At 72.7% G+C, this 23,488-nt stretch carries 21 protein-coding genes; 14 read left to right on the top strand and 7 right to left on the bottom strand.

The features are described 5' to 3' along the window. Positions 1–4 precede the first annotated feature (4 nt). On the bottom strand, positions 5–199 hold the full coding sequence (locus ACZ7L7_RS17125) for a hypothetical protein (RefSeq protein WP_285513446.1): 195 nt from the start codon (positions 197–199) through the stop codon (positions 5–7). Between the two features lie 490 nt (positions 200–689). On the opposite strand from ACZ7L7_RS17125, the gene ACZ7L7_RS17120 reads away from it, so the two are divergent. The 5 genes from ACZ7L7_RS17120 (at position 690) to ACZ7L7_RS17100 (ending at position 8,065) form a co-directional block, all read left to right on the top strand. Further along, complete coding sequence (locus ACZ7L7_RS17120; RefSeq protein WP_285513447.1) at positions 690–2,876, top strand: MMPL family transporter; 2,187 nt, start codon at positions 690–692, stop codon at positions 2,874–2,876. 20 nt (positions 2,877–2,896) lie between these two features. Next, positions 2,897–4,246 carry a streptophobe family protein gene (locus ACZ7L7_RS17115; protein WP_472076295.1) on the top strand — a complete coding sequence of 450 codons (1,350 nt, stop codon included), beginning with the start codon at positions 2,897–2,899 and terminating at the stop codon, positions 4,244–4,246. 5 nt (positions 4,247–4,251) lie between these two features. After that, positions 4,252–4,983, top strand: coding sequence for a response regulator transcription factor (locus ACZ7L7_RS17110; protein WP_285513449.1), 732 nt, complete (start codon positions 4,252–4,254; stop codon positions 4,981–4,983). Next, positions 4,980–6,482, top strand: coding sequence for a sensor histidine kinase (locus ACZ7L7_RS17105; protein WP_285513450.1), 1,503 nt, complete (start codon positions 4,980–4,982; stop codon positions 6,480–6,482). The genes ACZ7L7_RS17110 and ACZ7L7_RS17105 overlap by 4 nt, the downstream gene beginning before the upstream one ends. Before the next feature lie 116 nt (positions 6,483–6,598). Further along, a complete protein-coding gene (locus ACZ7L7_RS17100; protein WP_453608608.1) occupies positions 6,599–8,065 on the top strand; it encodes a WGR domain-containing protein in 1,467 nt (488 codons plus the stop codon). Between the two features lie 15 nt (positions 8,066–8,080). Here the strand turns inward: ACZ7L7_RS17100 and ACZ7L7_RS17095 are convergent, their stop codons facing one another. Further along, the gene (locus ACZ7L7_RS17095) at positions 8,081–9,025 is read right to left on the bottom strand and encodes an aromatase/cyclase (RefSeq protein WP_285513452.1); all 945 of its coding nucleotides are present in this window, start codon (positions 9,023–9,025) and stop codon (positions 8,081–8,083) included. Positions 9,026–9,060: 35 nt separating this feature from the next. Continuing rightward, complete coding sequence (locus ACZ7L7_RS17090) at positions 9,061–9,846, bottom strand: 3-oxoacyl-ACP reductase (RefSeq protein WP_285513453.1); 786 nt, start codon at positions 9,844–9,846, stop codon at positions 9,061–9,063. A gap of 148 nt (positions 9,847–9,994) precedes the next feature. On the opposite strand from ACZ7L7_RS17090, the gene ACZ7L7_RS17085 reads away from it, so the two are divergent. After that, a complete protein-coding gene (locus tag ACZ7L7_RS17085; RefSeq protein ID WP_472076292.1) occupies positions 9,995–10,408 on the top strand; it encodes a nuclear transport factor 2 family protein in 414 nt (137 codons plus the stop codon). 26 nt (positions 10,409–10,434) lie between these two features. Then, entirely contained in the window at positions 10,435–11,163 is a 729-nt protein-coding gene (locus ACZ7L7_RS17080) for an SDR family NAD(P)-dependent oxidoreductase (protein ID WP_453608601.1), read from the top strand. A 139-nt stretch (positions 11,164–11,302) separates the two neighbouring features. On the opposite strand, the gene ACZ7L7_RS17075 is transcribed toward ACZ7L7_RS17080, so the two are convergent. Beyond that, positions 11,303–12,397 carry an acyl-CoA dehydrogenase family protein gene (locus ACZ7L7_RS17075; RefSeq protein WP_453608598.1) on the bottom strand — a complete coding sequence of 365 codons (1,095 nt, stop codon included), beginning with the start codon at positions 12,395–12,397 and terminating at the stop codon, positions 11,303–11,305. A gap of 459 nt (positions 12,398–12,856) precedes the next feature. Here ACZ7L7_RS17075 and ACZ7L7_RS17070 point away from each other — a divergent pair, with 459 nt between their 5' ends. The 7 genes from ACZ7L7_RS17070 to ACZ7L7_RS17040 all read left to right on the top strand — a co-directional run bounded on the left by ACZ7L7_RS17070 (position 12,857) and on the right by ACZ7L7_RS17040 (position 20,622). Next, entirely contained in the window at positions 12,857–14,569 is a 1,713-nt protein-coding gene (locus ACZ7L7_RS17070) for a fatty acyl-AMP ligase (RefSeq protein WP_285513457.1), read from the top strand. Between the two features lie 109 nt (positions 14,570–14,678). After that, positions 14,679–15,509, top strand: a complete 831-nt coding sequence (locus ACZ7L7_RS17065; protein WP_453608592.1) for an AfsR/SARP family transcriptional regulator — start codon at positions 14,679–14,681, stop codon at positions 15,507–15,509. Positions 15,510–15,515: 6 nt separating this feature from the next. Continuing rightward, positions 15,516–16,523, top strand: a complete 1,008-nt coding sequence (locus ACZ7L7_RS17060; protein ID WP_285513458.1) for an acyltransferase domain-containing protein — start codon at positions 15,516–15,518, stop codon at positions 16,521–16,523. Between the two features lie 959 nt (positions 16,524–17,482). Beyond that, positions 17,483–19,159: an acyl-CoA dehydrogenase family protein gene (locus ACZ7L7_RS17055; RefSeq protein WP_453607488.1), complete on the top strand. Its 1,677-nt coding sequence runs from the start codon at positions 17,483–17,485 to the stop codon at positions 19,157–19,159. Between the two features lie 4 nt (positions 19,160–19,163). Beyond that, the gene (locus ACZ7L7_RS17050; RefSeq protein WP_285513460.1) at positions 19,164–19,460 is read left to right on the top strand and encodes an acyl carrier protein; all 297 of its coding nucleotides are present in this window, start codon (positions 19,164–19,166) and stop codon (positions 19,458–19,460) included. Beyond that, the gene (locus ACZ7L7_RS17045; protein ID WP_472076288.1) at positions 19,460–20,278 is read left to right on the top strand and encodes a 4'-phosphopantetheinyl transferase family protein; all 819 of its coding nucleotides are present in this window, start codon (positions 19,460–19,462) and stop codon (positions 20,276–20,278) included. The genes ACZ7L7_RS17050 and ACZ7L7_RS17045 overlap by 1 nt, the downstream gene beginning before the upstream one ends. Positions 20,279–20,346: 68 nt before the next feature. After that, positions 20,347–20,622: an acyl carrier protein gene (locus ACZ7L7_RS17040; RefSeq protein ID WP_285513462.1), complete on the top strand. Its 276-nt coding sequence runs from the start codon at positions 20,347–20,349 to the stop codon at positions 20,620–20,622. Between the two features lie 129 nt (positions 20,623–20,751). Here ACZ7L7_RS17040 and ACZ7L7_RS17035 read toward each other — a convergent pair whose 3' ends face one another. The 3 genes from ACZ7L7_RS17035 to ACZ7L7_RS17025 all read right to left on the bottom strand — a co-directional run bounded on the left by ACZ7L7_RS17035 (position 20,752) and on the right by ACZ7L7_RS17025 (position 23,237). Continuing rightward, on the bottom strand, positions 20,752–22,095 hold the full coding sequence (locus ACZ7L7_RS17035; protein ID WP_453607492.1) for an NAD(P)/FAD-dependent oxidoreductase: 1,344 nt from the start codon (positions 22,093–22,095) through the stop codon (positions 20,752–20,754). Positions 22,096–22,120: 25 nt separating this feature from the next. Then, entirely contained in the window at positions 22,121–22,396 is a 276-nt protein-coding gene (locus ACZ7L7_RS17030) for a hypothetical protein (RefSeq protein ID WP_093719755.1), read from the bottom strand. Between the two features lie 79 nt (positions 22,397–22,475). Further along, entirely contained in the window at positions 22,476–23,237 is a 762-nt protein-coding gene (locus ACZ7L7_RS17025; RefSeq protein ID WP_285513464.1) for a thioesterase II family protein, read from the bottom strand. Positions 23,238–23,488: the final 251 nt, after the last annotated feature.

Below are 23,488 nucleotides of genomic sequence, written 5' to 3'. Positions count from 1 at the left end.
CATGTCAGATCCTCGGCCGTGTCTCGGACTTGAGGCGTCGCAGCGTCACCGTCGTCTCGGTCGCCGTGACCTCCGGCAACGTCGACAGGCGGTGGGTCAGGACCCGGACCGCGGCCCGGCCCGGCGCTCGGGTCGTGGACGGGGCGGCGGGCGGTCGCGCGTGTCCGTGCGGCGCGGTGGCGGCGCTGGTGGCGTTCAAGGTCTGTGTTCTCCCCGCGAGGTTTCCGACGCGGGCCGGTAGTTGGGCCCGGGGTTTCCGAGGCGGGCCGGTAGGGGCCCGACTTTCCGACGCGGACCGGTAATTGGGCCCGCGGTTTCCGACGCGGGCCGGTACGGGCCCGAGACATCCGACGCGGGCCGGTACGGGCCCGAGACATCCGACGCGGGCCGGTACCGGCCCGTCACAGCCGCCCACTGTCCGCCGTACCGCCGCCGACGGGCCAGCCAGGCGCCCCTCACGCGGGGATATCCGACGCGGCACCGCCGTCCGGGCGCGGAATCCTCCACGCGGGGCCTGCCGACGGGAACTTCCTGTGAATCCGCCGCACCGACCGGCCGTTACGCCCTCTTTGCGCACCCCCGGGCGGTCCCGGTTCCCAGAAACCTCCCAGGATCTCCCCGGGGCCGGTCAGAGACGGCTGACAGCGTCGGGCGCACCGCGAATCCCGATTGACTTGGAGCCCTCTGCCGTGGCGACGTACCTCTCCCGGCTGGGCCGGTTCTCCTTCCGGAGGCGCCGGCTGGTCGCACTGCTGTGGCTGGTCCTGCTCGCAGGGGCGGGGGTGCTCGCCGCGCGCGCCCCCGCCGCACCGCCGAACGACTTCTCCATGCCCGGCACGGAGGCCCAGCGCACCTACGACCTGCTCGACGAGAACTTCCCCGGACTGCACGCCGACGGCGCCACCGCCCGCGTGGTCTTCCACGCCGAGCACGGCAGGGTCACCGACCCGGCGGCGCGCGAGGCGATCGGCAGGACGGTCCGCGCGCTCGCCGACGATCCCCAGGTCGCGCGGGTCACCGACCCGTTCACCACCCGCACCGTCAGCGAGGACGGCTCCACCGCCTACGCCCAGGTCACCTACACGGCGTCCGCGGCCGAACTCGACGAGGACGCCCGCACGGCGCTGCTGGACACCGTCGAGGCGGCCGGCTCGCCGGAGCTGACCGTGGAGGCGGGCGGCAACGCCGTCCAGGGCCTGACCACCGGCCACTCCTCGGAGGCCATCGGCCTCGCCGTCGCCGCCGTGGTCCTCCTGCTCACCTTCGGCTCACTTCTCGCCGCCGGTCTGCCGCTGCTGACGGCGGTCCTCGGCGTGGGCATCGGCGCGCTGACCATCCGCGTCCTGGCCGAGCCGCTGGGCCTCGGCGCCACCACGACCAGCCTCGCCGTGATGATCGGCCTGGCCGTGGGCATCGACTACGCCCTGTTCGTCGTCTCCCGCTACCGCTCCGAACTCGCCCGCGGCCGGGGCCGCGAGGAGGCGGCCGGGCACGCCGCGGGCACCGCCGGGTCGGCCGTCGTCTTCGCCGGGCTCACCGTGGTCATCGCGCTCGCCGGACTGTCCGTGGTGGGCATTCCGATGCTGACGCAGATGGGTCTCGCCGCGGCCGGCACGGTCGTGATCGCCGTCCTCGTCGCCGTCACCCTGATCCCCGCCCTGCTCGGCCTCTGCGGCCGCCGCATCGGACCGGCCCGCGCCCCCCGCCGCGAACGGGCTCAACTCGGCGTGCGCTGGGCCCGGTTCGTCGTACGTCGCCCGGTCGCGATCCTGCTCGGCGGCACCGCGCTGCTCGGCGTGGTCGCGGTACCGGCCGCCGCCCTGGAACTGGGCCTGCCCGGCGACGACAGCCTGCCCGCCTCCACCACCCAGCGCCGGGCCTACGACCTGATCACCGAGGGCTTCGGCCCCGGCCACAACGGCCCCCTCACCGTGGTCGTCCGCACCGACGACGGCTCCGGCGCCGAACCGGCCGCCAAGGACCTCGCCGGGCGCATCGCCGCACGCGAGGACGTCACCTCCGTGGCCCCGCCCCGGCTCAGCCCCACCGGCGACACCGCCGTGCTGACCGTCGTACCCGAGGCGTCCCCCGGCAGCACTGACACCGCCGACCTCGTACACGCCCTGCGCGCACCGGAGTTGGCGCAGGGCGCCGAGGTGCTCGTCGGCGGGACGACCGCCATGAACGTGGACGTCTCGCAGAAGCTGTCGGACGCGCTCGTCCCGTATCTCGCCCTGGTGGTCGGGCTGGCGTTCGTCCTGCTGATCGCCGTCTTCCGCTCGCTGCTCGTCCCGCTCAAGGCGGCGCTCGGCTTCCTGCTGTCGGTCCTGGCCGGACTCGGCGCGGTGGTCGCGGTCTTCCAGTGGGGGTGGCTCGGGTCGGCCCTCGGGGTCACGGAACCGGGGCCGGTGGTGTCGATCATGCCGATCTTCATGGTCGGTGTCGTGTTCGGCCTCGCCATGGACTACGAGGTGTTCCTGGTGACCCGGATGCGTGAGGCGTACGTCCACGGGCAGTCACCGAAGGACGCCGTGATCAGCGGGTTCGAGCACAGCGGACGGGTGGTGACGGCCGCCGCGGTGATCATGATCTCGGTGTTCGCCGCGTTCCTGGGCTCCGAGGAGCAGATCCTCAAGACCATCGGCTTCGGGCTCGCCGCCGCCGTCCTGCTGGACGCGTTCGTGGTCCGGATGACGCTCGTCCCCGCCGTCCTCGCCCTCCTGGGCCGCGCCGCCTGGCGGCTGCCCCGACGGCTCGACCGGCTCGTGCCCGACCTCGACGTCGAGGGCGAACGCCTGGCCCAGGACCCGCCGGCGCCGGCGGCCGGGACGAGCGACGCCGACACCGACCCGGTCAGCGCCCCCGCCGCCCAGTGAACTCCCGTAGGAGACCGCCCATGTCCGCACCCGCGCACCCCGTGCGGCGCCATGCCCTCGACGGCGCCCTCGCCGCACTGGCCGCCCTCGCCGTCATGGCCGCCACCGCCTGGGCGGCCCTGGCCCTCCTCGGCGCCGACTCCGTCGCCCCGCTCTCCCGGCTGGTCCCGACGCTGGTGAGCCTGGCCGTCGGCGGCGGTGTCACGCTGGAGTCCAGCGGCGGTGAACTGCCCCTCACACTCACCGGGGAGGCGACGCTGACCCCTCTCGGTCTCACCTTCCTGGGTACCGCTGTCCTCGCGACCGTCTTCTTCCGGCCCCTGCGCCACCGGGCCCGGCCCACTCCGGCGATGCTGTGGGCGCGGTGCGGCGGCGCCCTGGCCGGCGCGGCGGTGACCCTCCCGGTGTGCGCCTCCCTGGCGCGGGGCACGGCCGAACTGCCGGAGAGCGTGCGCGAGAGGATCGGCGACCGGGGCGGCTCGGGCCGGTTCGGCGGCGGGCGCCTGACCGAAGGGCTGGACACGGTGACGTACCGGACCGATGTCCTCGTCACCGCGCTCCTCGGCCTGCTCGGCGTGGCCGCCGTCCTCGCCGTCGGCTGCCTCGCCGCCCGCCGCACCGCACTCCCGCACCCCCTCGCCCTGAGCGGGCTCCGGACCAAGTGGCACCCCGTCCTGTCCACCCTGACCGGCACCGCGACCGTCCTGTGCTGCGCCACCGTGGCCGTCGGCGCCCTGGCCGGGGCCCGGGACGCCCGCGCGGCCGGTGCCCTGCTGCTCGCCGGTCCCAATCTGCTCGCCGCCCTGCTCACCTCGGGCATGGGGACCTCCTGGGAGGCGGGAGTACGGCGGCTGCGACCGGACGGCGGCGGGCTGCTCGGCATGCTCACGTCGAGGCAGGCGGACGGCCCGGCGCGCGAGGACCGGACCGTCGACCTGGGGCACTGGGCGGGCGCGGGCCTGCCCCTGTGGCTGCTCGGAGTCCTGCTCGCCCTGCTCCTGCTCACGGCCGCCGGATACGTCGCCACCGCCCGCACCCCGCGCCGGGACCCCGGCGCCCTCCTCGACCGGCACACGGACACCGCCCTGCGCACGGGCATCGCGGTCGGCATCCTGACGTTCGTGCTCCCGTACCTCGCACGCGGCTCGCTGCACATCGGCGTCAGCCTGATGGGCAACGAGATGGGCGGCGTCGACGCGGGCCTCACCACCGGCCCCCGCCTGTCCGCGCTCACCGCCTTCGTCGCCGCCGCCCTCTCCTCGTACGGAGGAAGCCGCCTGCGCGCCCGGCTCCGCCCCGCGCCCCCGCCCGCCCCCCCGGCGCCGTGCCGCACGTCCGGTCCGGTCCCCCGAGGGGGTGTGATCTCCTGAGAGACATGGCGGCACCGACACCCACCCCGCACACCACGGACCACCTGCTCGTCGTCGACGACGAACCCACCGTCAGGGAACTGCTGCGCACCGCCCTGCGCTACGCCGGATTCGCCGTCGACGCCGCCGCCACCGGCCAGGAGGCCCTCGACCTGGCCGCCCGGCAGACCCCCGACCTCGTCCTGTTGGACGTGATGCTCCCGGACATGGACGGCTTCGAGGTGATCCGGCGGCTGCGTGCCCAGCCCCGCACGGCGCTGCCCGGACGCGGCGGCGACGTGCCGGTCCTCTTCGTCACCGCACGCGAGGACCGCCAGGACCGGGTGCAGGGACTCCGCCTGGGCGGCGACGACTACGTCACCAAACCCTTCGACCTGGAGGAACTGATCGCGCGGATCCACGCCGTGCTGCGCCGCACCCGGGGCGAGCAGCCGGTCCGGCTCACCGTCGGCGACCTCCAGCTCGAACCCGACAGCCACCACGTCACCCGCGCGGGGCGGACCGTACGGCTGTCCCCGACCGAGTTCCGCCTGCTGCACTTCCTGGTCGCCAACGCCGGACGCACCATGACCAAGAACCAGATCCTGGACAGCGTGTGGGAGTACGACTTCGGCGGCGACCCCAGCATCGTCGACACCTACATCAGCTATCTGCGCCGCAAGGTCGACACCGAGGAGCCCAAGCTCATCCACACCGTCCGCGGCATCGGCTACGTCGTCCGCGAGCCCCGGCCGTGAGGCCCCGCCCGTTCGACCGGCTGTCCCTGCGCACCCGGCTGCTGTGCCTGTCCGTCGCCCTGGTCGCCGTCGGACTGATCGGCACCGGCCTGCTCGTCACCACCGCCCTGCACGGCTATCTGCAGGGCCGCGTCGACGACCGGCTCGCCGTCACCGGGCAGATCGCGTCCCGGCTGACCCCGCCCTCCGACACCGACAGCCCACCCCGGGTCCGCGCGCTCAGCGTGCTCGGCGACACGACCGTGACGTACCTGGACGCCGACGGCTCCACCCGCCGCACCTTCGACGCCGACCCCGCCACCCCCGGCAGCGGCCCCGACCTGCCCCGCCTGGACAGCGCGGCCGTGGCCGGCCGGGACGGGCGGCCGTTCACCGTGCCGGACCGCGACGGCGAGCACAGCTGGCGGGTCGTCGCCCTGCCCCGGTCCGCCGAGGTCTTCCCGCCGGACCCCGCCGGGACCGGCGGCTCGGTCGTCGCGGCGACCTCGATGGAAGAGGTCGACCGTACGATCACCAAGACCCGGAACCTCTCCCTGACCGCGGGTGTCGTCCTGCTCGTGGTGCTGGGCGTGGCCGGCTGGTTCGCGGTCCGCTCCGGACTGCGCCCGCTGACCCGGATCGAGGAGACCGCCACCGCCATCACCTCCGGCGACTACTCCCACCGCGTCCCCGAGGTGACCGGCCCGCACACCGAGGTGGGCCGCCTGACCACCTGCCTGAACCAGATGCTCGACCGCATCGACACGGCCTTCCGCGCCCGCACCGAGGCCGAGGCGCGGACCCGTCGCTTCTTCGCCGACGCCAGTCACGAACTGCGCACCCCGCTCGTCGGCATCAAGGGCTACACCGACCTGTACCGGATCGGCGCCACTCCCACCCGCGAGGACGTCGACCGGACGATGACCCGGATCGCCGAGGAGTCCGAACGCCTCACCCGGCTCGTCGAGGAGATGTTCCTGCTCGCCCGGCTCGACGAGAAGGGCGGGAAAGGCGAGCCGGGCGCCGGGCCCGCCTTCGCCCTCGACCTCGCCCCCATGGACCTGCGCACCCTGGCCGCCGATGCCCTACGAGACGTACGCGCCCTGGACGCCACCCGCGAGGTCTCCCTCACCGGCCCCGGGGGCGGCAAGCCCGCCTCCGCCCCCGCGCACGCCGACGAGGCCAGACTCCGCCAGGTCGTCACCAACCTCATCGGCAACGCCGTCGCCCACACCCCGCCCGGCACCCCGATCCGGATCGGCGTCGGCACCGAGGGCGCGTACGCCGTCCTGGAAGTCGCCGACCGGGGCCCGGGCCTGACCGACACCGAGCGCGCCCGCGTCTTCGACCGCTTCTACCGCGCCGACGACTCCCGCACCCGCGCCACCGGCGGCTCCGGCCTCGGCCTCGCCATCGCGCACGCCCTGGTCACCGCGCACGGCGGCCGCATCACCCTGGACACCGCCCCCGGCCGGGGCTGCACCTTCCGCATCCTGCTGCCGCTGCCGCCCGGCGCGTGAGTTGACGCCCGGTCACTGACCCGGTGTTCGCCCGCGTTGTCAGTGGTGCCCGCTACTTTGTGCACCACTGGAGATCGGCCGCACCGGCCGACCGGGCCGTTGGGGAGGGGTGTGCTGTGTCCGCTGCACAGGCACAACAGTCGGGGAACACCACGTATCTGGAGCTGTCGCAGGAGGACGGCGGTGCCCACAAGTTCTACGAGGTGACCGTCGCCGGCACCACCGTCTCCGTGCGCTACGGCCGGATCGGCGCCGACGGACAGCGCCAGACCTCGACCTTCCCGAACCCCGAGAAGGCGAAGGCCGCCGCCGCGAAGAAGATCGCCGAGAAGGTCCGCAAGGGGTACGCGCCCGCGATACAGGGACAGCGCGCGGCCCGCCCCGTGACCCGCCGCCAGGTGACCTCCGCGCCCTCCACGGCACGCGCCAAGGCCCCGGTGCTGTGGCGGTTCCGCACCGGAGCCAGCGCGTTCGGCATCCACGTGGACGACGAGCGCTGCTGGGTCGGCAACCAGAACGGCGACGTCTACAACCTCGGCCACGACGGCGAGGTACTGGCCCGCTACTCCCTGCCCGACGGCGTCAAGTGCCTGGTCGCCGACGACTTCTGGATCTACGCCGGCTGCGACGACGGCAGCGTCTACGACCTGTCCGCCAAGGTGCCCTTCGCCGCCTATGACATCGCCGCCTCGGTGGACATCTTCTGGCTCGACATCCACGCGGGCGTCCTGCACGTCGCCGACCGCGACGGCGGCCTGACCGTCATCGACCACGAGGACGAACTGCAGTGGTCGCGCAACTCCTCCGGCGAGCAGGCCTGGATGGTGCGCGCCGACGACCGCGCCGTCTACCACGGCCACAGCCTCGGCGTCACCGCCTACGCCGCCGACGGCACCACCCAGCTCTGGCACACCGCCACCAGCGGCAACGTCCTGTTCGGCTGGCAGGAGCAGCACGCCGTCTACGCCGGCACCGGGCGCCGCGTCGTCCAGCGGCTCGCCAAGAGCACGGGAGCCGTCGAGGCCACCTACGCCTGCGACTCCGCCGTGTACTCCTGCGCCACCTCCCCGGAAGGCCGGTACGTCTTCGCGGGCGACTCCGCCTCCTCCGTGTACTGCTTCGCCGCCGACGGCACCCGGCTGTGGAAGCTCGGCACGGGCTGCGGCTCGGCGCTGTCCATGCAGTACCACGACGAGCGGCTGTACATCGTCACCACCGATGGCACCCTCGCCTGCATCGACGCCAGTGAGGCCGCGATCAGCGCCGCGCAGTCGGGCACCGTCCCGGTCGCCGCCGACATCAAGCTGGCCGCCGCGATGCCCACGCACACGCCGCTGACCACCGCCTCCTCCGTGGCCACGGTCAGCGCGGTGCCCGCGCCGGGGACCGGGGTCGTCGTGGAGTGCGTCGACCAGGGCGGCCGGGTACGGGTGCGGGTCGTCTCCGACGGCTACGAGCCGAGCTGGAACGTGCAGTTCCCGCGCGCGATACGGGAACCCGGCGCCCGCTACGTCGTGGACTCCCTGCACTCCTCCCGGGGCGGCTTCTACCGGGTGCGCGGCGAGATCAGGCGGCTGGTGTAGCGGCCGGCGGTGGGGTCACCTGCGGGGCCTGGCTTCGGCGTAGGCCCGCGCGTGGCTCAGGGTGGCCCTGCTGTTGGTGCCGAGCGCGTCGCGCAGGAACGCGCGCGCCTCGGCCACGCCCGCGCTCTCGCCGAGGACGGCGCCGATGGCGGCGGTGTTGACGACGACGGTGTGCCGCGAGGTGGCCGTGGTGACACCGCGGTCGTCCTCGGCCAGCTCCCAGCAGCCGGTGTGCAGGGCCATCAGGGCGGGCAGCGTGGTCTGCTTGTAGACGATGCGGTGGTGCGGGAAGCACACCCGGACCGACTCGGTGGTGTGCGCGGAGCCGTCCTTGGCGAGGGTGTCCATCCGCAGCACCTGGAGGCCGGGGGTCTCCTCGGTCAGCCGTACCCCGGCGACATGCGGCAGCCGGTCCGGCCAGCGGTCCGCCTCGGCCAGGAAGTCGTACACGTCCTTGGCCGAGCCGTCGATCTCGACGCTGTCCTCGAAGGTCAGGGCCAACTCCGGTGCCCCGGCGGCTCGTTCCGCGCTGCTCTTCAACGCGGCCAGCTCGGCGCGGCTGTTGCGGTCGACGGCTTCGTCGATCCACTCCAGTGCGGCCGGATCGTCGCCGACGGCACGGTAGTCGTGCCGCAGCCGCAGGCGCGTGCGGTCCGGCGTCACGGGCTCGGCGATCCAGGCGCCGCCCATCGTGGCGACGGGCGGTGCGGAGACCTCCTGGCGGAAGGCGATCCGCAGCCCTTCGGGGTCGAGGACGCGGCGGGAGGTCCAGTTCTTCGCGGTGCCGTTGGCGGTGGCCCAGATCCGGATGCGCTCCTCGTCCCCGGTGTGACCGACACGCTCCACGAGGACGGACGGCGGGAAGACCAGCGGCCAGATCTCCACATCGGCGATGAGCCGGTACACCTCGGCGGCCGGGGCCTCGACCGTGATCTCGTGCTCGACCTCGCGGACGGTCATGATGGGGTGTCCCCTTTTCAAGTCGGCGGCGGATGTCAGAAGGTGCCGAGCCCGCCGCAGACGTTGAGCGCCTGCGCGGTGATGGCGGCGGCGGTGTCGGTGACCAGGTAGCCGACCAGCCCGGCGACCTCCTCGGGGGTGGAGTAGCGGCCGAGCGGGATCTTCGCGCGGAACCTCTCCAGCACCTGCTCCTCACTGGTGCCGTAGGCCGCCGCGTACCCGGAACGCACCCGCTGCGCCATGGGTGTCTCCACATAGCCGGGGCACACCGCGTTGACCGTGATCCCGGTGGGGGCCAGCTCGTTGCCGAGGGACTTGGTGAAGCCGACCACGCCGTGCTTGGAGGCGGAGTAGGGGGCGCCGAGCACCACACCCTGCTTCCCGGCGGTCGAGGCGATGTTGACGATGCGGCCCCAGTCCTTGTGCCGCATCCCGCCCGCGTTCAGCACCTCGCGGGTCATCCGGAACACGCTGTTGAGGTTGGTGTCGATGATGTCCAGCCACAGTTCGTCCGTGAGGTCGGCGGTGACCCCGCCGCCGCTGCGGCCCGCGTTGTTCACCAGCACGTCGACCGTGCCGTACCGCTCGACAGCGGCGGCGACGAAGCGCCGTACGTCGTCGGCGGACCGTACGTCGCACGGTAGTCCGTCCACGTCGAGGCCCTCGTCGCGCAGTTCCTTGACCGTACGCAGCACACTGTCCTCGGTACGGGCGCACAGGAAGACCCGGTGCCCGCGCTCGGCCAGCAGCCGGGTGACGGCCAGACCGATGCCGCTGGTCGCGCCGGTCACCACGGCCGTCCGTGACTCCTGCTCCGACATACGTCCTCCTGACGGTCCTGAGGAAGGCCCGGGCAGCAGGGTCGCCGCAACCGCTGTGCGATCGATCGAGTTCGGCTTGAGAGCCGGCTGCCAGGCTTCGCCGGGACGCGGAGGGCACCGCGCAGCCGAGCGGAGGAGAAGGCACCCCATGACGGCCGGCCTGTTCCAGGAGATCCAGCAGTTCTACGCCCGCCACATGCGGCTGCTCGACCAGGGCGCCGTCGAGGAGTGGGCCGGGATGTTCACCGAGGACGGCACCTTCGCCTACGACACGGGCGAACCGATCACCGGCCGCGCCCATATCGCCGCCGCCGCGCAGAAGCGGGTGGACCAGCTCGCCGCCGAGGGCGTCACCCGCCGCCACTGGCTCGGCATGCTCGAAGTGGACCCGGAGGACGAGCGGGGCGTCGTGCGCACGCGGTACTACGCCGTCTCCCTGGCCACCGAGCGCGGCGGCCGGCCGCAGCTCACCGCGAGCACGTACGCCGAGGACGCCCTGGTCCGCCACGAGGACACCTGGCGCGTGCTGCACCGGCGCGTCACGCACGACGGCACGGCCTGACCCGTACCCCCGAAGGAGGCACAGACGTGGCCACGCAGCGGGTCGCCCTGGTGACCGGTTCGACCTCCGGGATAGGCGAGGCGACCGCGAGAACCCTGGCCGCGGCCGGTTACCGGGTCGCGGTCAACTCCCGCAACTCGCCCCTGGAGGGCAAGGAGCTCGCCGACTCCCTGCCCGGCGCGATCTACGTGCGGGGCGACATCGCGGTGGAGGAACAGGCGACGCGGATCGTCGACACGGTGGTGGAGCGGCTCGGCCGGCTCGACCTCCTCGTCAACAACGCGGGCACCACCCGGCTCATCCCGCACGCCGACCTCGCCGCCGCCTCGCCCGCCGTCTGGCGCGAGATCCTGGACGTGAACGTGATCGGCACCTGGCAGATGAGCGTGGCGGCCCTGCCCCACCTCAAGGCCGACGGCGGCGGCGCCATCGTCACCATCTCCTCGATCGCCGGGGTCAAGCCGACCGGCAGCTCGATCCCGTACGCCGTCAGCAAGGCCGCCCTCAACCACATGACCCGGCTGCTGGCCAACGTCGCCGGTCCGGAGGTCCGGGTCAACGCGGTGGCCCCGGGTCTCATCGACACCCCCTGGACGGCCGGCTTCACGGGCCCCCGCGAGGCGGTCACCGCAGGAGCCCCCCTGCGCAGGATCGGCACCCCGCAGGACGTGGCCCGGTCGGTGCTGACGCTGGCGGAGGCGGAGTACTCGACGGGTGTGGTGCTGCTCGTGGACGGCGGCATCCACAACCTGTGACGGGCGGACGCGACATGACATGTGACGGGCGGCGACGTGCACGATCTGTGACGGACGGCGACGTGCACAACCTGTGACGGACGGCGACGTGCACAACCTGTGACGGGCGGCGACGTGCACAACCTGTGACGGGCGGCGTTCAGCCCGTCCCGCCCTCCAGCAGCCGCGCCCCCTGCGCGCTGCCCGCCCCCTCGAACCTCAGCGCCGCATGGCTCGCCGCGCAGTGCACGTCGCGCCAGACGCGTTGGAGGGGGTCCGTCAGGGTCTGGGCGCCGGTGCCCGCCGAGCGGAAGAGGTGTTCGACCGCGGTCACCAACTGGTCCGCGGCCAGGGCGCAGTCCCTCGGGCCGCGGAGCAGGTCCCCGGCGTCGCGGAAGCCCGCGTCGGCCGTGCGCGCCGCCCGGCGCAGCAGCAGGCCCGCGCTCTCGATCCCGCCCTCGGCGCGGGACAGTACCAGGGGGTCCGCGGCGGGCCTGCCCGACATCCGGGCCGACCAGGTCCGCACCGCGGCGCGGGCGGCGCCCAGCACGGGGGACGCGAAGAGGATGCCGCTGATCGCCCGTAACGGAGCCCTGTGACAAGGGGACGGGGAGCCGACGGCACACCCCTGCCAGATGTCCTCGCGCGGAACGGAGCGGTGTCCGGGGACGAACACCCCTTTCATGACCAGGGTGTTGCTGGCGGTCGCCCGCATCCCGACGTTGCGCCATGTCTCCGCGACCCGGAAGTCACGGCGCGGCACCGCGAAGAAGCGCACGTCCTTCGGAGCCGACGCGCACACCAGCGCCCAGTCGGCGAAGTCCGCGCCGCTGACCAGGGGCCACTCCCCGGCGAGCTGCCAGCCGTCCGCCACCGCGGTCGCCCGCCCGGCGGGGACCAGCGCGCCGGCGACCACAGTGTCCGCGCCGCCCGACCACAACTCCCGCTGCCCCTCTTCCGGAAGACAGGCGCCCATGCGCGCGGCACCGGAGGTGACGGCGGCGATCCAGGCGGCCGAGGTGCAGCCCTCGCCCACCGCGGCCACCGTGTCCAGCAGTTCCTCGAAGCCCCCGGCCCGCCCGCCCCAGCGGGTGGGCACGAAGTGCCGGGCGAACCCCGCCGTGACCAGGGCGTCCACCACCTCACCGGGCAGCCGCCCGGAGAGATCGGCCGACTCGGCGTGCCTGGCCGCCAGTTCGGCGGCCTTGAGTACCTCGTGCGACAGGGCGGTGGGGGTGGACAACGAGCCGGACATGGATGCTGCCTCCTCGCGGGGGACGTACGGCATGCCGTGATCCAAGGTCGGGGACCGGGCTGGAGGACGGGTGGACGCGGCCCCTCGCGAAGGGGTGTTCCGGCGCTCTACCGCCACCCGCTGGAGATCGAAGAGGGGGGTAATCGCGTTCTACTCGTGAGTTTCGAGAATCCGTTCTGATCCGGACGGCAGGACTCCGAGCGATACTTGCCAAGTTCAGCGCGGGTGCGGTGGCTCATCGCGGACAGGATCCGACCGGATCGGTTCCTCAACACGTCATGAATTACCCGTACCGCGACGGCATCTTCCCTCGTTATGATGCGTCTCACGCGCCCGACGCCCGTCCGGGAGTCGAGGAGAGGTCATGCGTTCCTTGAGCATCGGCCGTTAGCTTCGCGCCATTGAGTCGAACGGGGGCGGTTCGAAATGGGTGGTTTTCTTGGCGCATTACGGCGTCGCATGGAGGTCGCGGATCCCAGCCGCGAGGCCTTCATCTTCGTCGGCGCCGAGTCAACCCCTCGCCGTACGGAGGGGGAAGGACCGCGGGTCAGAACCCTCACCTACGGTGAACTCGACCGGCAGGCGAGGCAGTTGGCAGCCTGGCTCCAGTCGCAGGGGGGTGCGGCACAGCGTGTGCTGCTGCCCTACTGCGACGGGCCGCTGCAGATCACCGCGCTGCTCGGCTGCTTCTACGCCGGTGCCACCGCGGTGCCCTGCCCCTCCCCGCTCGACGGCGGGCGCAACGTCCGGCGGCTGACCGCCGTCGCCAAGGACGCCGATGTGTCCCTGGCGCTCGCCGACTCCGCCGTGGCGGCCGAACTGTCCCGGCTCTTCGCGGGCAGTGACCTGGTGTGCCTCGCCGCGGACCGGGCCGCGCTGCCGGACCCGGAGGACTGGCGGCCGACGGTCGCGGTGGACGAGGACATCGCGCTCATCCAGTACACGTCCGGGTCGGTGACCCAGGTGAAGGGCGTTCTGATCAGCCACCGGAACCTGGTGGCGGGACAGGAGGCCATCACGCGGGCGCTCGGCACGGACGAGCACGCGGTGATCGGCGGCTGGCTGCCGCCGTACCACGACATGGGCCTGGTGGGGCAGTTACTGCACCCGCTGCACGTCGGCGCCCTGGGGGTGGTGATGTCCGCCGCCGCCTTCGCGGCCCGGCCGCTGAGCTGGCTGCGGATGATCGACCGGTACGGCATCACCGTCTCCGGCGGCCCGGACTACGCGTACGACATGTGTGTGCGGGCGGCCACCGAGGACGAGGTCGCACGGCTCGACCTGTCGCGCTGGCGGGTCGCCGTCAATGGCGCCGAACTCGTGCGGGAGGCCACCATGGCCGCCTTCGCCGAACGGTTCGCCCCGGCCGGCTTCCGGACCGAGGCGTTCTACCCGGCGTACGGGCTCGCCGAGGCGACCCTGCTGGTCACGGGCGGCCGGCCCGGACAGCCGCCGGTGGAACGCGCGGTGGACTCCACCGCCCTCGCGGGCGGCCGGCTGGCCGAGCCGAGGAAGGGCGTGCTCAGCCGGACCCTGGTCGGCGTGGGGCGGCCGTACGGGGTGGACATACGCATCGTCGATCCGGAGAACCGGCAGGTGCTCCCGCCGGGGAGGGTGGGCGAGATCTGGATCCGGGGCGAGAGTGTGGCACCGGGTTACTGGCGACGCAGGGCCGAGACCGAGGAGACCTTCGGGGCGGTGACGTCCGCCCATGACGGATCGTTCCTGCGCAGCGGCGACCTCGGTGCCGTGGACGAGCACGGCGAGCTGTTCGTGATCGGGCGGCTCAAGGAGGGCGTCGTGGTCAACGGGGTCGATGTCGCGCCGGAGGACATCGAGACCTCGGTACAGGGCCTGAACCCCAAGTTCGGGGTGACGGCGGCGGTCACCACCGGTCCGGAACACGACCGGCTCATCGTGATCCAGGAAGTACGTGAGAACGGCCTCCTCGACGGTGAACTCCCGTCGCTCGCGAAGGCCGTACAGACCCATCTGGACGGGGAGTTCGGAATTCCCGACGCCGTCATCCTGCTCGTCCGGCAGGGCGTGGTGCGGCGTACGACCAGCGGAAAGCTACAGCGCTCGGCCATGCGGGGGCTGCTGCGGAGTGGCGGGATACGGCCGCTGTATCCGCACGTACCCGTGTTCCAGGCCGACTTGAGTCCGAGTTGAGTTCACCTCCACTTGCTCACCGGACCATCACGTGACGATCACGTCACTCAGCGGAACCCGTGCTGCCGAAATTCCAGCAGCGGAGTGCAAGGCAACAGAGAGGATGCCGATGGACATCGAAGTGCTCGGCGCTTGCAGAGTGATGCAGAACGGCAAGTCTGTGGTGCCTTCCGCGGTCAAGCCACGCAAGGTTCTCGCAGTACTGGCCCTCAACCCTGACCGTCCCGTCTCCGTCGGGATGCTGGTGGAGGAGGTCTGGGGCGAGACCCCACCGCCCAGCGTCGCAACGACCCTGCAGACGTACATACTTCAACTTCGGAACCTTATCACTTCTGCCATCGGAGGCCCATCGCCGGACCTGCCACTCGGCGCGAAAAGTGTGCTCGTGACCCAGCCCGGCGGGTACCTGCTGGACACCCAGGGCGGTTCTGTCGATGTGCGCGAGTACGAGCGGCTCTCCGGCGGCGGTCACCGGGCCCTGGAGAAAGGGGACTACGAGGCGGCGGCGGACCTCTTCCGCAAGGCCCTGGCGCTGTGGCGCGGTCCCGCGCTCGCCGATGTGGAGTGCGGACGGGTCCTCGACGTCGAGGTGACCCGGCTGGAGGAGTCCCGGATGGGCATACTGTGCCGCCGCATTGAGGCGGACCTGCTCCTCGGGCGCCACCACGAGATCATCGGTGAGCTGTTCGGGCTGGCGGCCCGGCATCCGCTGCACGAGGGGATCCACCTCCAGCTGATGCTCGCCCTGTACCGGGCCGGGCGACGGACCACGGCACTGGAGGTCTACCAGCGGCTGCGGGACGTGCTCGCCGGGGAACTCGGGCTCGACCCGAGCTATGAACTCCAGTCGCTGCAGGGGGCGTTGCTCGACTCCTCCTCCGAACTCCGGCTCGACCAGCCGCTCTCGCTCTTCAGAGTGCGGGCGCCCGGCCGGTACTGACGGACCGTGCCGTCGGTCGCACTGCTCCTGCCCGGAGCGGGAGCCCAGTATCCCGCCATGGCGTACGGCCTCTACCGGTACGAACCCGCCTTCACCACGGCCATGGACACGGTCCTGGAGCTGCTGGGGCCGGCCGGGGAGAGGCTGTACCGGCTGTGGTCGTCAGGTGCGCGGCTGCGCACCGTGGCCGAGGTGCACCCGCTGCTGTTCGCGGTGTGCCACGCGCTCAGTGAGACGGTCCGGGACCGGGGGCTGCGCCCCGGCGCGGTCCTCGGTCAGAGTGTCGGCGAGCTCGTCGCCGCTGTCCAGACCGGCGTACTGCCCCTGACCGACGCGGTGCGTCTGGTCACGGTGCAGGCCGATGCCCTCGTGAGGGCACCGGCGGGCGGGGCGCTCGCCGTCGCCGCCGCGCCGCCCGCGGTCTCGCCCTTCCTGCGGGGCGGGACCGTGGTGGCGGCGGCCAACGGACCCGGCCAGACCATCGTGTCCGGTTCGGAGTTCGGGCTCGCCGCCACCAGACGCGCGCTGGAGGGGGCGGGACTGACCTGGATGCGGGTCCAGGTGCCCGCGGGGCTGCACGGTCCCCTGGTCGCCGAGGCCTGCCTGGAGACCCTGCCCGCCTTCGAGGCCTCCGAGTACACCGTCCCGCACACCCCTTTGCTGTCGGGGTGCGCGGGCGGCCGTCCGGAGCCCGAGCGGGCGGTCGACCCGGAGTTCTGGGCCCTGCAGCCCGCGCGCCCGGTACTGCTGGACGCGGCACTGGGCCAACTCGCTTCGGTGGGCACCCTGTTGTGCGCCGAGGCGGGCCCCGGACACGGACTCGCGGTACAGGCCCGACGGCACGGACACCGCGCCGTCTCCCTGCTCGACGGCTGCGTCGGCGCACCCCACGAGGAACGCGACCGGCTCCGCCAGGCCCTGGACAGCCTCCTCCTCGGCGACCCCGGGGAACGGACGGACGATCAACCCACAGCGAGGGTGGCCTGGTTACGGCGCCCGGGCGGGGGACCCTAGGGTCTGTCGTCACATTCCCGCCTGCCGCGCGGCGCCTGGCACGCGCGCTCGCCGCGTTGCCGGAGCGCCCACGTGACTCCGCCGCGCGGGCACTCCGGCGCCTTGCGGTCGCACGCACCAAACGCCGCGCGGCCCGCCGTCGGGCGGGCGACGCGACGGCGTCGGCACGCCCCGGGGCCAAGGGCCCGTGCCCACAGGCCCCGAAAGGCGGCCGTGCGGCCGGGCCGAGCGCGTACGCCGGGGTGCTCCCGGACGGCTGGGACCAACCTGCCCGCCCGGACGCGCGGCGGGCAGGCGTGCGGCGCTGGCCCGGTCCGCCGGGCAGGCGTGGCGGTCGCTGGCTCGGTCTGCCGGGTAGGTGTGGCGCTTTCCGGCCGGTCCGCCGGGCTGGTGTGGCTGTCCCCGGGGGCCGTGCGGCGGGCGGACGCGCGGGCCAGGCTCGGTCTGCCGGGCTGGCGTGGTGGTCGCTGGCGCGGTCCGCCGGGCAGGCGTGGCGGTCGCTGGCTCGGTCTGCCGGGTAGGTGTGGCGCTTTCCGGCCGGTCCGTCGGGCTGGTGTGGCCGTCCCTGGGGGTCGTGCGGCGGGCGGACGCGCGGGCCAGGCTCGGTCCGCCGGGCTGGTGTGGTGGTCGCTGGCGCGGTTCGCCGGGCTGGTGCGGCGGTTTCGGGACCGGTCCGTCGGGCTGGTGTGGCCGTCCCCGGGGGCCGTTGCGGTGGACGCGATCGGGCCTGGGACAGGTGTGCCCGCGGCCGTGCCGAGACCGCCTCCCGGGGCCGGACCGGAATCCGGGATACAGGCCCGGCATATTCCGTGCGGAAGTCGCCCCGTGCGGTCCACCAGGGCTTGAGCGGTGCGGCGCAGCCTTGGTTCGTTCTGGTGCGGGTGGCTCGCGGAAGCCGCCCGCGCGGGGACGGACCGGACCCTGCGGACCGCGAGGAGTGACCCCCGGTGGAGCGATCTGTGCGTGCGACCACGGCCGAGGAGCGGCTCCGGAGCCGCACGGACGAGCTGGAGCACGCGCTGGCGCCCTTAGGCACCGGGGCGCTCGGGGGCGACAGCCTGCGACGGGCCGAACGGCTGCTGGACGACCACGGGTTCGGCGCCGAGTTCGTGCCCGCCGAGTACGGCGGACGGCTGGAGCGGATCGACGGGCTGGGCAGGGTGGTCAGGCCCGCCTGCCGCCGCGACCTCTCCCTCGGCTTCGGGTACGGACTCAACTGCTACTTCGCCGCGACCCCCGTGTGGGCGGCGGGGGACACCGCGCAGCGCGAGTGGGTCGCCGCGCTGCTGCTCGGCGGTGGCCGGATCGCCGTCGCCCGGCCCGCCGTCGCGCACGCCAACGACTTCGTGCGCGACGAGTTCGCGCTCGTCCGGAGCGGGGGGCGGCGGCGCCTGGACGGCGCCAAGACCGCCGTGCTCAACTACGCCCGCGCGCGCGGCCTCACCGTCATCGCGGGCACCGAGGACGGCAGCCACGAAGTGCTGCTGATCGACCGGGAGATCCTGCCCGAGGGCACCCTGCGCACCCTGCACCGCTACCGCACCGTGGGCCTGGACGGCTGCGAGTTCGGCGGCCTGGAGTTCACCGGCTGCCCGGTGCCCGAGGAGGCCGTGGTCGGCGAACCGGGCCAGGGCATGGGCCTGGCCGTGCGCTGCTCCGTCGTCACCCGGGCCCTGCTGCCCTCGGTGCTGATCGCCGCCGCCGACACCGTGCTGCGCACCGCCATGCGGTTCGCCGTGGAGACCCGCGGCGAGGACCCCTACGGCCCGCTGAAGTCGACGTACGGCCGCGAGGTGCTCACCGGCGCCCTGCTGGACCTGCTGATCAGCGACAGCGTCGCCCTCGCCGCCGCCCGCGGTATCCATCTGCTGCCCGACCGGGTCAGCGCCTGCGCCGCGGCCGCCGCCTACACCGTGCCCAAGCTGCTCCAGGACTCCGCGCACGACCTGTCGACCGTGCTGGGCGAGGCGTACTTCGACGCCAAGGGCCCCTACGGCGCCTTCGGCCGGATGTCCCGCGACCTGCCGCTGCTGGCCCAGGGCCACGCCGGCACCGCCGCCCGCCAGGCCATGCTGGTCGCCCAACTCCCGCAGCTGGCACGGGAGTCCTGGCTGGTCGACGACGAGCCGCCGGCCGCGCTGCTGCGCCCCTGGGAGGACCTGCCGCCCGCCGACCTCGGGGCGGTGGCCCCCGCCGGGGTGGCCGACCCCGTCGTCCCCGTGCTGACCGCCTGCTCCGGCCTCGGCGGCGAACTGGGCGAACTGGTCGGCGCGTTCCTCGGCGAACTGCGCCAACTGCGCGGCCGCTTCGCCCGGATCACCCCCGGCGACGGCCTGTCCACCCCCGACACCCTCGCCCTCACCGACCGCTACGCCCTGGTCTGCGCCGCCGCGGCCGGCCTCGGCGTCTGGCGCGAGCACCAGGCCGCCCGGCCCGGCACCTTCCTCGCCGACCCCGCCTGGATCACCGGAGCGCTGCACCGGCTGGGCGCGCTGCTGGGCCTGGAGGGCATCCCCAAGGCCCCGCAGGACGCCGTCGAGCGACGTCTCTTCGACGCGGTCCTCGAACGCTACGAACAGCAGCGCTCCTACGACCTGTACGAGACGACGCTCCACAGTCCCGATCGGAAGGAATAGCCCCATGAGCGCGCGCGCCGACGACACACACGCCGACAACGCGTCCGGCGATCTGATCTCCGCGGTGGTCCAGGCGGTGCGACGGGTCATCGACGACCCGGTGGCCGAGGTGGGCACGGACTCGCTGCTCCGTGAGGACCTGGGCTTCGACTCGGTCCTCATCATGCAGCTGAAGTACCGCGTCGAGCAGGCCGTGCCGGAGCTGGGCGAGCTGTCCCTGCCCGACATGGTCGACAGCATGACGTCCGTGGGGTCCCTGGTCGCCTACCTGCGCGACCGTCTGGTGAAGGCGGCTGTCTGATGGTCACCCCCACCGCCGGGGCCCCCGTGCGCGTGTGCGGTCCCGAGGGACCCTGGGACGCCGTCCTCGGCCCGCTGTCCGAGCGCGGCACCGTGGTGACCTACGGGAGGGTCGCGGACTGGCTCCCGGAGGACACAGGAGAAAGGGTTCTGCGCCCTCTGCTCGGCCCCCGCGACTGGGGCCGTTTCCAGCGTCTGACCCACCGCCGGGTGCGCGACGGCTTCCTCGCCTCCCGGTTGCTGCTCAAGCACACCGCGGCCCGGGTGCTCTCCAGCACCCCCGAGGCCGTGGACCTCGCCTACAAGCCGGGCGGACGGCCGTACCTGCGCGGCTGCGACCAGATCGACATCAGCCTCAGCCACACCGAGGAGGTCATGGTCGTCGGGGTCACCCGGCGCGGACTGCTCGGCGTGGACGTGGAGCGCGCCGAGCGCCCCATGGTCGGTACCGGTGTGGAGTTCCAGGCGTGCACCCCGCACGAGCGCGCGCTGCTGGAGTCGCTTCCCGAGCAGACCCGCAACAGCGCCCTGGTGCGCCTGTGGACGCTGAAGGAGGCGTACAGCAAGGCCATCGGCCAGGGACTGCGCTTCCGGTTCACAGAGTTCGGCTTCACGCTGGACGACGCGCGCGTCCGCCTCCAGCGCCCCGACGGCTCCCCGGGCACCGGCCCGGAGTGGAGCTTCGGCACCTTCGCCCTGGAGTCCGACTACGTGGTCAGCGCCGCCCTGCGCGACGAGGGCTTCGGCGGCACCGAGGACACCGCCGCCGACACCACCCTGGACCAGGGCCTGCTCGGCGTGCTGCTCGGCCGGCTGTGAACGCCAGGCCCTTCCCAGACCCTGTACCGAAGTCCGCCACACACCCGATCCCTCGCCAGGAGGCATCCATGACCCTGTCCGAAAACCCCTCCTCCGGGTTCACCCTCGCCGATCTGCTCCGGCTGCTCAGCGAGAGCGCCGGTGTCCCCGAAGGCATCGACCTGGAGGCCGACGACGTCGTCGACACGCCCTTCTACCGGCTCGGCTACGACTCGCTCGCGCTGCTCCAGGTGACCGGCCGGCTCAAGCGCGAGTACGGCCTGCTGCTGCCCGACACGATCGTCGCCGACGCCCCCACCCCCCGGGCCCTGCTCACGGTCATCGCACACGCGCGTGCCGCCTGATCCGCCGCGCGGCGGGCGCCCACAAAGGAGCCGGCCGCGTACCTTCCCGGAAGTTCCGGAGAAGGTACGCGGCCGGCTTGTTGCGCTCCAGCTCCGCCGCTCTCCCGGCCGGGGGAGGGCCGGGGTCGATCAGAAGCTGGGCGCGGCGGTGGGCGACCTCAGTGAGCCCAGGTAGGGGTGCCACAGGTGGGTCGGGTCGTTCTCCACGGCCTCGATGATCTCCCACATCGCGGACAGCGCCTTCGGCTCCTCGTCGTCGTAGACGTCGCCCTGGAGCATCTTGAGGATGTCCAGCCGGTAGCGGTCGTCCTGGACGAAGGCGGTGAACAGGATGTTGAGGCGGTAGTAGGCCTCGATGAAGCGGTGCCAGTAGCCGACCGCCTTGCGGAGCTTGTTCTCGTAGGCGGCGAAGCGCTCGTGCTTGAAGTCGCCGGCCTCGGCCGCGGCGATGATGTCCTTGGCCGCGAGCTTGGCGCTGTTGAGCGCGACCGAGACACCCGAGGAGAAGATCGGGTCCACGAAGCGGGCGGCGTCACCGATGAGGACGTAGTTGTCACCGGCGATCTGCTTCATGCCGTAGCTGTAGTCGCCCTCGGTCTTGAAGGGCTTGACCTGCTTGCAGTTCTTCAGCACGTCGAGCAGCTCGGGACGGGAGGCCACCGTCTCCCAGAAGTACTTCTCGCGGTCGCCGCCGTACTCCTGGAACCGCTTCTTCTGGCTGACCACACCGATGGAGGTGATGGTGTCCGTGATCGGGATCTGCCACACCCAGGTGTCGATCACCGGGAGGAAGTGGATGAAGATGTAGTCGGCCTGGTCCTTGTTGACGGCGAGCGCCTTGCGGTCGAGACCGTCGAACCAGGTGTGCACCGCGTACTGGTTGAAGACCGGGTCCGGGATCTTGGTTTTGAGCTGGTTGCCCAGACGGGTCTGGCGGCCACTGGCGTCGACCACCATCTTCACCGGGATGTGCGTCGTGGCGGAGCCGATCTTGACCTCCACGACCGGCAGTTCGCCGTCGAAGTCCACCTTGCCGACCCGGACGCCCTGGAAGACCTTGGCGCCCAGTTCCTCGGCGTGCTTGAGGAGGATGTGGTCGAACTTGCTGCGGTCGACGTGGAAGGTGTGGTCGCGGTCCACCCCCGCCTGGTCGCGCTCGCTGAACAGCACCTCGGCGGCGCGGAAGTCGTGGTTCAGGCCGCGGAAGCCGTTGTGGTTGATGTCCCGGTCCTCGGCGGAGGTCCAGGCGGCACCGAACTTCTTCGGGAAGCCGGCCGCCTCGATCTTGTCCATGGCCCCGATCTCCAGGAGCACCGGGGTGGTGGCCGGGACCAGGGACTCGCCGACGTGCTCCCGGGGAAAGTTCTCCGCCTCGAACACGGCCACGGAAATCCCGGCCTTGGCCAGGTACGAGGCCATGGTCGATCCCGCGGGGCCGCCGCCGATGACTGCGACGTCGTATTGTGCGTCCACGATGCTCTCTCTTCCTTCGGTCGGTTCAGGCAGCGGGCTGCGGGGCCAGGGAGTGGACCATGTCCGTGATGGCCGCCAGGTTCGCGAAGTTCCGGCCGGTGATGTGGGTGGGGGGCACCACGACCCCCAGTTCGGTGCGGATGAACGAGAGCAGCAGGGAGGTGTTCATGGAGGTGAGAACGCTCCACTCCAGCAGCGGGGTGTCGTCCGTCAGCTCCGAAACCTCGCTCTCGCCGAGGAACTGCTGCTCGATGTACTCGCTGATCCTGCGACGGATCTCTTCATGGGACAGCGCCGCCACTGGGGCCTCCTGTTGGTCTCGGACTGGGCGTGGGGGGAGAGCCGTACTGGGCGAGATGCTGGGTGCTCGCGGTTGAGGTTCACTCGGCAACGGCTCGGGCGACCGGGCCGCGGACCGCGTCGTCGCGGCTCGCGGTGGCCGCGTACCTGGTCAGCCGGGCGCCCAGGGCGGCCCTGAACTCCGGTTCCTGGAGGAAGAAATGGCCGCCGGAGACCAGGGTCAGGTCGAAGACCCCGGTGGTGATCCTGGACCACGCGGCCATCGACGCGGCGTCGGTCAGTACGTCCTTGCTGCCGGCGAACGCGGCCACCGGAACCGTCAGCCGCGGGCCCGGGGTGTGCGTGTAGGTCTCCACCACCCTCAAGTCGGCGCGGATGGCGGGCAGATAGAACTTCAGCAGCTCCGGCTCGGCCAGCAGCGCCTCGGGCAGCCCGCCGATGCGCTGCAGGCCCCGGACGAAGCCGTCGTCGGGCAGGTGGGCGAAGGGCCGGTGCGACAGCGGCTCGGTGGGACCGTTGCGGCCGGAGACCAGCAGCAGCTTCGGCGGGGTCCCCTGGGCGGTCAGCACCCGCGCCGCCTCGTAGCCGAGCAGTGAGCCGAAGCTGTGCCCGAAGATCGCGTACGGCTGGTGCCGGCGCTCGCCGATCAGCCGTACCGCCTCCTCGGTGAGCGCGGCCATGCCGTGCAGCAGGGGCTCGCGTACCCGGGTGCCGTGGCCGGGCAGCTCCAGCGGGACGACGGTGACACGACCGGGCAGACCGGCGCCGAGCCGGAGGTAGGGATGCGCGCTGCCGCCCGCGTGGGCCAGGCAGAACAGCGTCAGTTCGGGGTCGGTGGTCAACGGAGCGTTCCTTCCGCGCGAAAAGGCAGGTCGGTCGGACCTGGTTCGCCCCGGATCGCACCAGCAGACGCTCAAGCCGCCGTCGACAGGGGTTCGAGAGGGGAGGGGGTGCGGCACTCCCCGGCTGGCCGGAACAGCTCGAACTGGCGTGCCCTTCAAGGGTGGTCGGACACCGGCTGCCCCCGTGCTCTCTCAAGGGCGTCTTGAGGCCGTCTCCCTACCGTCGCTTTCGGCCGCACTTGAGAGGGAGA

It is taken from the genome of Streptomyces sp. NPDC110618 (genome assembly GCF_055657065.1).
The sequence above is the reverse complement of the archived record's forward strand: the minus strand, read 5'-3'. Positions and strand labels throughout refer to the sequence as shown.

Excerpts from the sequence above, each read along its gene's own strand:
- ACZ7L7_RS17115 (WP_472076295.1), top strand. The coding sequence starts at position 2,897 with ATGTCCGCACCCGCGCACCCCGTGCGGCGCCATGCCCTCGACGGCGCC.
- ACZ7L7_RS17110 (WP_285513449.1), top strand. The coding sequence starts at position 4,252 with ATGGCGGCACCGACACCCACCCCGCACACCACGGACCACCTGCTCGTC.
- ACZ7L7_RS17095 (WP_285513452.1), bottom strand. The coding sequence starts at position 9,025 with ATGACCGTCCGCGAGGTCGAGCACGAGATCACGGTCGAGGCCCCGGCC.
- ACZ7L7_RS17090 (WP_285513453.1), bottom strand. The coding sequence starts at position 9,846 with ATGTCGGAGCAGGAGTCACGGACGGCCGTGGTGACCGGCGCGACCAGC.
- ACZ7L7_RS17085 (WP_472076292.1), top strand. The coding sequence starts at position 9,995 with ATGACGGCCGGCCTGTTCCAGGAGATCCAGCAGTTCTACGCCCGCCAC.
- ACZ7L7_RS17075 (WP_453608598.1), bottom strand. The coding sequence starts at position 12,397 with ATGTCCGGCTCGTTGTCCACCCCCACCGCCCTGTCGCACGAGGTACTC.
- ACZ7L7_RS17070 (WP_285513457.1), top strand. The coding sequence starts at position 12,857 with ATGGAGGTCGCGGATCCCAGCCGCGAGGCCTTCATCTTCGTCGGCGCC.
- ACZ7L7_RS17065 (WP_453608592.1), top strand. The coding sequence starts at position 14,679 with ATGGACATCGAAGTGCTCGGCGCTTGCAGAGTGATGCAGAACGGCAAG.
- ACZ7L7_RS17050 (WP_285513460.1), top strand. The coding sequence starts at position 19,164 with ATGAGCGCGCGCGCCGACGACACACACGCCGACAACGCGTCCGGCGAT.
- ACZ7L7_RS17045 (WP_472076288.1), top strand. The coding sequence starts at position 19,460 with ATGGTCACCCCCACCGCCGGGGCCCCCGTGCGCGTGTGCGGTCCCGAG.
- ACZ7L7_RS17040 (WP_285513462.1), top strand. The coding sequence starts at position 20,347 with ATGACCCTGTCCGAAAACCCCTCCTCCGGGTTCACCCTCGCCGATCTG.